The sequence below is a fragment of the Streptomyces sp. NPDC006283 genome (assembly GCF_040613325.1).
Taxonomy (GTDB): Bacteria; Actinomycetota; Actinomycetes; order Streptomycetales; family Streptomycetaceae; genus Streptomyces.
Genome location: NZ_JBEXRZ010000018.1, coordinates 1 through 10455, shown reverse-complemented (window position 1 = coordinate 10455; position 10455 = coordinate 1). Strand labels below are relative to the sequence as shown.

At 70.4% G+C, this 10455-nt stretch carries 9 protein-coding genes; 7 read left to right on the top strand and 2 right to left on the bottom strand.

Annotated features, from left to right (window positions below; translation table 11 throughout):
• Nucleotides 1-42: 42 nt before the first annotated feature.
• Entirely contained in the window at nt 43-471 is a 429-nt protein-coding gene (locus tag ABZ070_RS06500; RefSeq protein WP_356630596.1) for a metallopeptidase family protein, read from the bottom strand.
• Nucleotides 472-745: 274 nt separating this feature from the next.
• On the opposite strand from ABZ070_RS06500, the gene ABZ070_RS06495 reads away from it, so the two are divergent.
• The 6 genes from ABZ070_RS06495 to ABZ070_RS06470 all read left to right on the top strand — a co-directional run bounded on the left by ABZ070_RS06495 (nt 746) and on the right by ABZ070_RS06470 (nt 6707).
• Entirely contained in the window at nt 746-1174 is a 429-nt protein-coding gene (locus ABZ070_RS06495) for a DUF3499 domain-containing protein (protein WP_053557230.1), read from the top strand.
• A 209-nt stretch (nt 1175-1383) separates the two neighbouring features.
• Nucleotides 1384-2745: a phosphomannomutase/phosphoglucomutase gene (locus ABZ070_RS06490; RefSeq protein ID WP_356630594.1), complete on the top strand. Its 1362-nt coding sequence runs from the start codon at nt 1384-1386 to the stop codon at nt 2743-2745.
• A gap of 225 nt (nt 2746-2970) precedes the next feature.
• A complete protein-coding gene (locus ABZ070_RS06485; RefSeq protein ID WP_356630592.1) occupies nt 2971-3153 on the top strand; it encodes a Trm112 family protein in 183 nt (60 codons plus the stop codon).
• 81 nt (nt 3154-3234) lie between these two features.
• A complete protein-coding gene (locus ABZ070_RS06480; protein WP_356630590.1) occupies nt 3235-4374 on the top strand; it encodes an SIS domain-containing protein in 1140 nt (379 codons plus the stop codon).
• A 95-nt stretch (nt 4375-4469) separates the two neighbouring features.
• Entirely contained in the window at nt 4470-5648 is a 1179-nt protein-coding gene (gene manA / locus ABZ070_RS06475; protein ID WP_356630588.1) for a mannose-6-phosphate isomerase, class I, read from the top strand.
• 93 nt (nt 5649-5741) lie between these two features.
• On the top strand, nt 5742-6707 hold the full coding sequence (locus ABZ070_RS06470) for a cation diffusion facilitator family transporter (RefSeq protein WP_356630586.1): 966 nt from the start codon (nt 5742-5744) through the stop codon (nt 6705-6707).
• A 130-nt stretch (nt 6708-6837) separates the two neighbouring features.
• On the opposite strand, the gene ABZ070_RS06465 is transcribed toward ABZ070_RS06470, so the two are convergent.
• Nucleotides 6838-9240 (bottom strand): fructose-specific PTS transporter subunit EIIC, encoded by a 2403-nt coding sequence (locus ABZ070_RS06465; protein WP_356630584.1) that lies wholly within the window; start codon nt 9238-9240, stop codon nt 6838-6840.
• A gap of 376 nt (nt 9241-9616) precedes the next feature.
• Here ABZ070_RS06465 and ABZ070_RS06460 point away from each other — a divergent pair.
• Nucleotides 9617-10455, top strand: an 839-nt coding sequence (locus ABZ070_RS06460; protein ID WP_356630582.1) for an adenosylhomocysteinase, incomplete at its 3' end; no start/stop codon positions are given.

Sequence of the window (10455 nt, the reverse complement as noted above, 5' to 3'; positions counted from 1 at the left end):
CGCCGCAGGGAGGCTCGGTCCTGCCCGTAGCGGGCCGGAGCCTCAGTCCTGCCCGTAGCGGGGGTCGACCGATTCGGGGGCCAGCCCCAACAGCTCGGCCACCTGCTCGACGACGACTTCGTGGACAAGAAGTGCTCGTTCGTCGCGGCTCTTTGTCCGAATTTCGACCGGGCGACGATAAATCATGATCCGCGCAGGTCGTTCCTTGTCCGCAGGGACGGCGCTGCCCAGGGGCACCGACTCGTCGGGCGAGCCCGGCACCTCCAGCACCAGGAAGTCGACGTCGGCCAGCTGCGGCCAGCGCCGCTCGAGCCGCTCCACGGAGTCCAGGACCAGGTCACGGAAGGTGTCGGCGCGGCTGGCGGCGAGCGGTACCTGCGGAGGGGCGACGGGGCCGCGCATGCCTCGCCCGTGCCGGTCACGGCGACGGGGCCTCGGCTCTGCCGGTCGGGGCGGTACAGGACTGTCCATCACTGACGCAGGGTAGCTCTCCCCGGCATGCGACGATCGCCCCGAAGCCACGGGGCGGCAGGCATGTCGCCAATTGAACATTCCGGCCAACGTTGGGCTCGATTCGGCGGCTCTCGCGATCGGTGATCTCGATGCCGTTGACCTGATTGACCTCAACTCATGACCACGCGGCGTGTGGCCGTCGCCCATGTGGTTCTCTTTCCGTGCAGGTCAGGCCAGTTGCTCGAGCTGCCCATATGTCCGATGTCAAACGACGACACGGGGGAGTGACCTGGTGGAGAGTCGTCGCAGCCCGCTCAAGAGTGCGGTACCGTCCAACGTCGTGAGCCCTGTACGTCGCTGTTCGCGCACTGCGTGCGGCCGCCCTGCCGTCGCGACACTGACGTACGTCTATGCCGATTCGACTGCGGTCCTCGGTCCGCTCGCCACCTACGCCGAGCCCCACTGCTACGACCTGTGCGCAGAGCACAGCGAGCGGCTGACGGCGCCACGCGGCTGGGAAGTCGTACGGCTCACGGACGGCTCCGCCCCGGCCCGCCCCAGCGGCGACGATCTCGAAGCACTCGCGAACGCCGTACGCGAGGCGGCGCGCCCCCAGGGGCGTACGGCGGAGGCCGGTGGCCAAGGGGGCCGGCGCTCGGCCGACCCGATGGAGGTCGCCCGCCGCGGCCATCTGCGAGTGCTGCGCTCGCCCGACTCCTGACCCCTGCTGGTCTCCGGGCCCTGTCAGCCCCCGCTGCGAACCCTGTTTCGTGCCCCGCGCATCGCGTCGCGCACCGGGCGAGGCCCCTGGCACAAGGCGCATGACTCCTTTCGAGCCGGGGCGCGGTCCCTTCGGGCCGGGCCGGGCCGCCGAACCCTCCCGTGCCGGTAGTTTGTGGTGACAACATGGACTTCAGAAGGGGTTGGGCCGTGGCTGCTGATCTGTCTGCGATCGTGAAGGCGTACGACGTCCGCGGGGTGGTGCCGGATCAGTGGGACGAGTCGCTGGCCGAACTGTTCGGTGCCGCCTTCGTCCAGGTGACGGGAGCGGACGCGATCGTCGTCGGTCACGACATGCGGCCTTCGTCCCCCGGCCTTTCGGGTGCTTTCGCGCGCGGCGCCGCGGCCCGGGGCGCCGACGTCACCCTCATCGGCCTCTGCTCGACCGACCAGCTGTACTTCGCCTCCGGGCACATGGGGCTGCCGGGCGCGATGTTCACCGCCTCGCACAACCCGGCGCAGTACAACGGCATCAAGATGTGCCGGGCCGGCGCCGCACCCGTCGGCCAGGACACCGGCCTGGCAGAGATCCGTGAACTCGTGGAGACCTGGTCCGAGCACGGCGCACCGGCCCCGGCGGGGACGCCCGGCACCGTGACCGAGCGCGACACGCTGGTCGACTACGCCGCCCACCTGCTCTCCCTGGTCGACCTGTCGGCCATGCGCCCCCTGAAGGTCGTCGTGGACGCGGGCAACGGCATGGGCGGTCACACGGTTCCCACCGTCTTCGAGTCGCTGCCGCTCACCGTCGTCCCCATGTACTTCGAACTCGACGGCACCTTCCCCAACCACGAGGCGAACCCGCTCGACCCGGCGAACATCGTCGACCTGCAGGCGCGCGTGCGTTCCGAGGGAGCGGACCTCGGCCTGGCCTTCGACGGTGACGCGGACCGCTGCTTCGTCGTCGACGAGCGGGGCGAGGGCGTCCCGCCCTCGGCGATCACCGCCCTCGTCGCCTCACGTGAGCTGGCCAAGCACCCCGGCGGCACGGTGATCCACAACCTGATCACCTCGTGGTCGGTCCCGGAGGTCGTGCGCGAGAACGGCGGCACCCCGGTGCGCACCAGGGTGGGGCACTCCTTCATCAAGGAGGAGATGGCCCGCACCGGCGCGATCTTCGGTGGTGAGCACTCGGCGCACTACTACTTCCGCGACTTCTGGAACGCGGACACGGGCATGCTCGCGGCTCTCCACGTGCTCGCGGCGCTGGGCTCCCAGGACGGCACGCTGTCCGACCTGGTCGCGCAGTACGACCGGTATGCGGCCTCCGGAGAGATCAACTCCCAGGTCGAGGACCAAGCCGGCCGCGCGGCCGCCGTGAAGGCGGCGTTCGCCTCCCGGCAGGACGTGACGGCCGACGAACTGGACGGGCTCACGGTGTCGGCCGCCGACTGGTGGTTCAACCTGCGCGCCTCGAACACGGAGCCGCTGCTGCGGCTGAACGTGGAAGCGCGCGACGAGGCCACGATGGCCAAGGTCCGCGACGAGGTCCTGGCGCTGGTGCGCGCCTGATCCGAACGCAAGGGCCCTCGACCGAACGGGTGGGGACGTCCGGTCCCCACCCGTGCACACCCCGCCCTCGCGCGACAGCGTCCGGCGGGTGCCTCCAGAACGAGCCGCACCCCGCCCCCCGGCGGTAGGCTGACGAGGCCTGATCCGCTTGACCGTCACCGCATGTCCGACGCGACCGCAACCGCTCCGTTTGATGTGTGACATGCCCGAAGGGACACCGCTGTTATGCCGCTCGAAGCCGGCCTCCTGGAGATCCTCGCCTGCCCGGCCTGCCACGCCCCGCTCGACGACCGCACGGCAGCCGAAACGCCCGAGCTGATCTGCACCGGCCAGGGCTGCGGCCTTGCCTACCCGGTCAGGGACGGCATCCCGGTGCTCCTTGTGGACGAGGCACGCCGCCCCGCCTAGACGGAGGCCGTACGGGACGGATCCGTCCCGTACCACCGCACAGACCCCCCGCACGCGCACGGCGATCGGAGGCCCACCCTCATGCTCGACGAGTCGCTCCTCGACGCTCCGGAAGCCTTGGCCCGCGCCGACCGCAGAGGTCTTCTGCGCGGCGCGGCCGAGGCAGGAGCACGGGTGCGTACCGCAGCCCGGCACGCCGACGAAGCCGGCATCGCCGAACTCACCCCGGAGGGCCGCCCGCGCGCCGTCCTCGTCGCGGGTCCCGGCACCGCCGCGCTCGGAGTCGCGGACCTGGTCGGCGCCCTGGCCGGGGCCTCCGCGCCCGTCATCGCCCTGCGTCCCACCGGTGTCGCGCATGCGGCAGGCGCCCTGCGCTGGGCTCTGCCCGGCTGGGCGGGCTCGCTCGACCTGCTGCTCCTGACCACCACCGACGGCAGTGAGCCGGGGCTCGCGCTGCTCGCGGAGCAGGCCTACCGGCGTGGCTGCACCATCGTCGCCATCTCTCCCCAGCGCTCACCGCTGGCGGAGGCGGTGGACGGGGTGCACGGCCTGGTCGTCCCCATGGCCACCGCGCCGTACGAGACGTACGAGGAGGTGCAGGCGGCCGCGCCCGGCGCGCTGTGGGCGCTCTTCACGCCGCTTCTCGCGCTCCTCGACCGCGTCGGTCTGATCGAGGCACCGCCGGAGACGGTCGCCAAGGTCGCCGACCGTCTCGACCACACGGCGGAACGGTGCGGACCCGCCATCGCGACGTACAGCAACCCGGCCAAGACGCTCGCCGCCGACCTGGCCGACAGCCTGCCGCTCATCTGGACCGAAGGCCCGGGGGCCGCCCCCGCGGGCCGCCGCTTCGCCGCGGTCCTGGCCGAGCTCGCGGGACGTCCCGCGCTCGCCGCCGAACTGCCGGAGGCGCTGCCGGCCCACGGCGTCCTCCTGGTGGGCGACTTCGCGGCAGGCGCCGACCCCGACGACTTCTTCCGCGACCGGGTCGACGAGCCGCAGGCGCTCCGGGCCCGTGTCGTACTCCTGCGCGACAGGGCGATCGGCGGCCTCACCGCGGCGCCTGCCGCGCGTGAGCTCGCACTCAGCCATGACACGCCGATCAGTGAACTCGAACCGGAGGACGGCTCGCAGCTCGAGTCGATCGCCGAGTTGCTCACCATCACCGACTTCGCGGCGGTGTACCTGGCCCTCGCCTCCTCGGGCAACCACCAGACGTAGACGCCCAGTCCACGCCGTAGCAGCGCCTCACCGGCGGGCCCCGCATCACCACGCACCCCGCACCACGACGTACCGATGAAGGACCAAGGAAGATCATGGATCGCCTCGCCAACACCGTGCGCCCCTACGCCTGGGGGTCCACGACCGCCATTCCGGAGCTGCTCGGCGTCGCTCCGACCGGTGAGCCGCAGGCCGAGATGTGGATGGGGGCCCACCCGGGGGCGCCGTCCCGCCTGACCCGCGGCGGCGCGGCCGAGCAGCCGCTCTTCGAGGTCATCGCCGCCGCCCCCGAACGGGAACTCGGCGAGGCGGCCGTCGCCAAGTTCGGTCCGCGCCTGCCGTTCCTCCTCAAGATCCTGGCCGCCGGTGCCCCGCTCTCCCTCCAGGTACACCCCGATCTCGCCCAGGCCAGGGACGGCTACGGCGCCGAGGAGAGTGCCGGCGTCCCCATCGACGCACCGCACCGCAACTACAAGGACGCCAACCACAAGCCCGAACTGATCTGCGCGCTCACGCCGTTCGACGGTCTGTGCGGCTTCCGCGCGCCCGCGGAGTCGGCCGAACTGCTTGCCGGACTCGACGTCGACTCACTCAAGCCGTACGTCGACCTGCTGCACGCCCACCCGGAGGAGGGGGCCCTCCGTGAGGTGCTGACCGCCGTACTGACCGCGGACCGCGAGGAAATGGCGCACACGGTCACGGAGGCCGCGGCGGCCGCCGAACGACTCGGCGGCGACTACGCGCCGTACGCGACACTCGCCCACCACTACCCAGGCGACCCCGGTGTCATCGCGGCCATGCTCCTCAACCACGTCCGACTGCAGCCCGGCGAGGCCATGTTCCTCAGCGCCGGCGTGCCGCACGCCTATCTCGACGGTCTCGGCGTCGAGATCATGGCCAACTCCGACAACGTGCTGCGCTGCGGGCTGACCCCCAAGCATGTGGATGTCCCCGAACTCCTGCGCATCGTCCGGTTCGAGGCGAGCGAGCCCGGCATCCTGCGCCCCGAGGTGTCCCCGTCCGGCGAGGAGGTCTACGACACTCCTGTCGACGAGTTCCGGCTGTCGCGCTACGTGCTGGCGCCGGACGCCGAGCCCCGTGACGTCACCGCGTCCACGCCGCAGATCCTGCTGTGCACGGCGGGCAGCGTCACCGCCGGTGAACTGACCCTGGCGCCCGGCGAGTCGGCGTTCGTGCCCGCAGGGGAGAAAGCGGAGATCTCGGGCACGGGGGGAGGCCCCGGCACCGTCTTCCGGGCAACAGTGGTGGCCTGAGTCGGCACCGCCGGCGGGTGCTGCAACAATGGCGCACCGCAAAGACCGGGCAAGGGACCGGTCGGCGTACGTACGAAGGGACATCCGGCAAACATGAGCGCGTCAGGCGGTACCAAGGCGATCGTGGCGGCACTCGCCGCCAACCTCGCAATCGCGGCGGCCAAGTTCGTGGCGTTCCTGTTCAGCGGTTCGTCGTCGATGCTTGCGGAGAGCGTCCACTCGCTGGCGGACTCGGGCAACCAGGGACTGCTGCTCCTGGGCGGGAAGAAGGCCCAGCGCGAGGCGACGCCGCAGCACCCCTTCGGATACGGGCGCGAGCGCTACATCTACGCGTTCCTCGTCTCCATCGTCCTCTTCTCCGTCGGTGGCATGTTCGCCATCTACGAGGGCTACGAGAAGATCAAGCACCCCCACGAGATCGAGGCCTGGTACTGGCCGGTGGGCGTCCTCGTCTTCGCGATCATCGCCGAGACGTTCTCCTTCCGCACCGCCATCAAGGAGTCCAACCTCCTGCGCGGCAAGCTCAGCTGGACGCAGTTCGTGCGCCGCGCCAAGGCCCCCGAGCTTCCGGTCGTCCTCCTCGAGGACCTCGGTGCGCTGGCCGGTCTGATCCTCGCCCTCGGCGGTGTCGGCCTGGCGCTGGCCACCGGCGACGGCGTCTGGGACGGCATCGGCACCCTGTGCATCGGTGTCCTGCTGATCGCGATCGCGATCGTGCTGGCCGCGGAGACCAAGTCGCTGCTGCTCGGTGAGGCCGCGGGCATCGAGGACATCGAGAAGATCAAGGCCGCGACGGTCGACGGCGAGACGGTCACCCGCATCATCCACATGCGCACGCTCCACCTCGGCCCCGAGGAACTGCTGGTCGCGGCGAAGATCGCGGTCGAGCGGCACGAGACCGCGGACGAGGTCGCGAACGCGATCGACGCCGCGGAGGCCCGTATCCGCGAAGCCGTGCCGATCGCGCGAGTGATCTACCTCGAGCCGGACATCTACAACGAGTCGGCGACCGCGGCGGGCGTCGACTCCGCCAAGTCCGTGGGCGCCGACGGCCACTGAGCCCCCGGCGCGATCGCGCGTGACAAGGCCCCCGGACCATGGCGGTCCGGGGGCCTTGTCCGTTCCACCCCGTTATGCGGGGTGGGGACGGGGTCGGGCGCTTGCCATGTGCGGGGTGGGCGCTGATCGTTCAGGCGACGCGGCCGGCTGCCGACGGTTCGGGCGTACGCAGCCGGGCGCCGCCGTCCCGGCGAGTTTGCAACCCGCACCGGTCAGGCCGGCCGCGGCCGCGAGCATCGCGGCACGGTGTTGTCCTCGAGCACCCGCTCCTGCGCGGCGGACGCCGGCACGGAACCGCCGCGGGCGCCGCGCAGACGATGCACGGCGCCCGCACCCTGCGGAACCGGATCGGGGCAAGACCACGAGGCCCGGGACATCCCGGTGGGCTACCGGATCTCACGCTGAGGACAGCGGCCTCGTCCTGCGCCGCGGTCAGACGCTCACGGAACTCCGTGTCCATGAGCTTGCGCGACAGCATGGCCAGAATGCGCAGGTGCTCGTCGCCCGCAGCGGCCTCCGGGACTGTGATCATGAAGATCAGCTTGGCCTTGGTGCCGTCGAGCGAACCCCACTCCACGCCCTGCGAGGACCGCGCGAATCCGACGATCGGCGACGTGACGGCATTGGTCTTGGCATGGGGGATGGCGATCTCCTCGCCGAGCCCCGTCGTTCCTTGTTCCTCGCGCGCCAATGCCGCCCGCACCAGCGCCTCGGGGTCGGCGACCTTGCCGGTGGTGGCGAGCATCGCGGCCATCTCGCGGATGGCAGCGTCCTTGTCGGCGGCCTCGAGCCGGACCCTGACGGTCTGCGCGGTCAGATAGCCGGACAGGACCTCGTCCGCGGGCTCCGTCTCAGCCGCTGCTGCTGGTGCGGCGGGCGCGGCCGTCCTCACGGCCTCGGCTTCCAAGACGGTCGTGCCGCTTGCCACCCCCGCTCCGGCACTCGCCGACTCCGGCACGAGAGCCTCGGCCCCCGCACGGTCTCCGGCGCCTGCTGAGGCGCCGGTTTCCGCCGCGGCACTCACTCCGGTACTGGCTGCGGCACCGGTTGCGACACCGGCCGGGACGAGGTCAGGTGCGGCGCGGCGGGTGCCGCGGTCGTTGATACCGATCAGTGCGTTGGTGGTGATCGCGGTGACCACCGTGCCGGCAGCGACCGCCAGGAAGAACATCGGCACTCCGCCGATCGCGCCGAGGACCGCCACGATCGGGCCGCCGTGCGGTACCGCGTCCTCGACCCCGGCCATGCCCGCGACAGCACCGGCGACGGCGCCGCCCAGCATGTTCGCCGGAATGACCTGCGCGGGACGGGCGGCGGCGAACGGGATCGCGCCTTCGGAGATGCCGAACATGCCCATGAAGAGCGCGGCCACACCGGTCTCGCGCTCCTGCTCCGAGTACAGCTTGCGGCGGATCAGCGTCGCGAGGCCCTGGCCCAGCGGCATGACGGGGATGGCGGCCGCGCACATGCCCATCACGGTCTGGTTGCCGGTGGCGATGAGCCCCGCTCCGAACAGAAACGCGGTCTTGTTGACCGGTCCGCCCATGTCGAACGCGATCATGAGGCCGAGAAGCGCGCCGAGCAGGATCGCGCTGGTGCCCGTCATACCGCTGAGCCAGTCGGTGAGATGGGTGAAGACCCACGAGATGGGTTCGCCGATGACGTAGATGAAGAACAGACTCAGGGCTGTCGTCGCCGCGATCGGAATCACGATGATCGGCATGATCGGCTGGGCGAACCTGGGGACCTTGACCTTCTTGATCCACAGGACCAGATATCCGGCGAGGAAGCCGGTGACGATGGCTCCGATGAAACCGGCGCCCGCCTCGGAGTCGTAGAACTCTCCGTGCCCGGCGATCCAGCCGCCGATCATGCCCGGTACCAGGGCGGGGCGGTCCGCGATGGCGTAGGCGATGTAGCCCGACAGGATCGGGATCATCAGCTCGAAGCCGACGACCCCGACCGCGTTCACATGGGCCCAGAAGGTGCCTTCCGGGATGACGTAGCCCTTTGCGGTGGCGTCACCCCCGAGCGCCAGAGATATGGCGATGAGCAATCCGCCCACGACCACGAACGGGATCATGTAGGAGACGCCGTTCATCAACGCCTTGTAGACGATGCTGCGTTCCTTGCCTCCGCCGCCACCTGCAGGAGTGCCCGGCGTCCCGGTGCTGCCCCCGTCTCCGGCGTCCGCACTGTGCACCGGCGCGCTCCGCACCCGGTCGATCAGTTCCTCAGGGTGACGGATGCCCTCTGCCACGCCGACGGCCAAGACGCGCTTGCCCACGAAACGGCTGCGGTCGACGTCCTTGTCCGCGGCGATGATGATGCCGTCCGCGTCTCTGACATCGTTGTCAGAGAGAACGTTCTCAGCCCCGATGGATCCTTGCGTCTCCACCTTCATCTCGATGCCGAGCTCCTCGGCGGCCTGTGCCAGCTTCTCTGCGGCCATGTACGTGTGGGCGATGCCTGTCGGACAGGCGGTCACCGCGAGCAGCTTCACCTTCTGCTGCCCGCTCGCCGGACTGGTCACGTGGTTCTCCTAACGCTCGCCCTGCGATGGTTGCGCTGGTGCGGATGCCCCCGGTCCCGCAGCAGGATGTCGCAGCATCGTGCAACAGATTCCGGCCACGGCCAAAGCCCCGGTCGCGCTGCGTCTCCCCGCCACGGCGCCTGCAAACTGGCCGGAACCCGCTCAGGGGCGGGCTGGGGTCGGCTGCGCCGATCGGTGTAGATTCGTCACCAGTCAGACGTCGCTGCTGATGGCGGTCGGGCGGTCCCGTGCGGACCGGCCGAGGGAGAGAGGGCCTCCGACGGACTGTCCTGTGGACTCCCGGGCATTCGTGTGCCCTGGCCGCCGCAGAGCCAGCCGTAATCACCCTCGACCCGAACCACGAGGAGCAGCTCGCATGTCGACTGTCGCCAATGGCCAGGACTTCAAGGTCGCCGACCTTTCCCTCGCCGCCTTCGGCCGCAAGGAGATCACCCTCGCCGAGCACGAGATGCCCGGCCTGATGTCGATCCGCAAGGAGTACGCCGCCGCGCAGCCGCTCGCCGGCGCCCGCATCACCGGCTCCCTGCACATGACCGTGCAGACCGCCGTGCTGATCGAGACCCTGGTCGCCCTGGGCGCCGACGTGCGCTGGGCGTCCTGCAACATCTTCTCGACCCAGGACCACGCCGCCGCCGCCATCGCGGTCGGCCCGAACGGCACCGTGGACGACCCGCAGGGTGTCCCCGTCTTCGCCTGGAAGGGCGAGACGCTCGAGGAGTACTGGTGGTGCACCGAGCAGGCGCTGACCTGGCCGAACACCCCCACCGGCGGCCCGAACATGATCCTCGACGACGGTGGTGACGCCACCCTCCTGGTCCACAAGGGCGTCGAGTTCGAGAAGGCGGGCGCGGCTCCCGACCCCGCCACGGCGGACAGCGAGGAGTACGGCTACATCCTGCGCCTGCTCAACCGCACCCTCACTGAGAACCCGCAGAAGTGGACGCAGCTGTCGTCCGAGATCCGTGGTGTGACGGAGGAGACGACGACGGGTGTGCACCGTCTGTACGAGATGCACCGTGACGGCACGCTGCTGTTCCCGGCGATCAATGTGAACGACGCGGTGACGAAGTCGAAGTTCGACAACAAGTACGGGTGCCGGCACTCGCTGATCGACGGGATCAACCGTGCCACCGATGTGCTGATCGGTGGCAAGACGGCGGTCGTGTGCGGGTACGGCGACGTGGGCAAGGGCTG

Excerpts from the sequence above, each read along its gene's own strand:
- manA (WP_356630588.1), top strand. The coding sequence starts at position 4,470 with ATGGATCGCCTCGCCAACACCGTGCGCCCCTACGCCTGGGGGTCCACG.
- ABZ070_RS06480 (WP_356630590.1), top strand. The coding sequence starts at position 3,235 with ATGCTCGACGAGTCGCTCCTCGACGCTCCGGAAGCCTTGGCCCGCGCC.
- ABZ070_RS06500 (WP_356630596.1), bottom strand. The coding sequence starts at position 471 with ATGGACAGTCCTGTACCGCCCCGACCGGCAGAGCCGAGGCCCCGTCGC.
- ABZ070_RS06485 (WP_356630592.1), top strand. The coding sequence starts at position 2,971 with ATGCCGCTCGAAGCCGGCCTCCTGGAGATCCTCGCCTGCCCGGCCTGC.
- ABZ070_RS06470 (WP_356630586.1), top strand. The coding sequence starts at position 5,742 with ATGAGCGCGTCAGGCGGTACCAAGGCGATCGTGGCGGCACTCGCCGCC.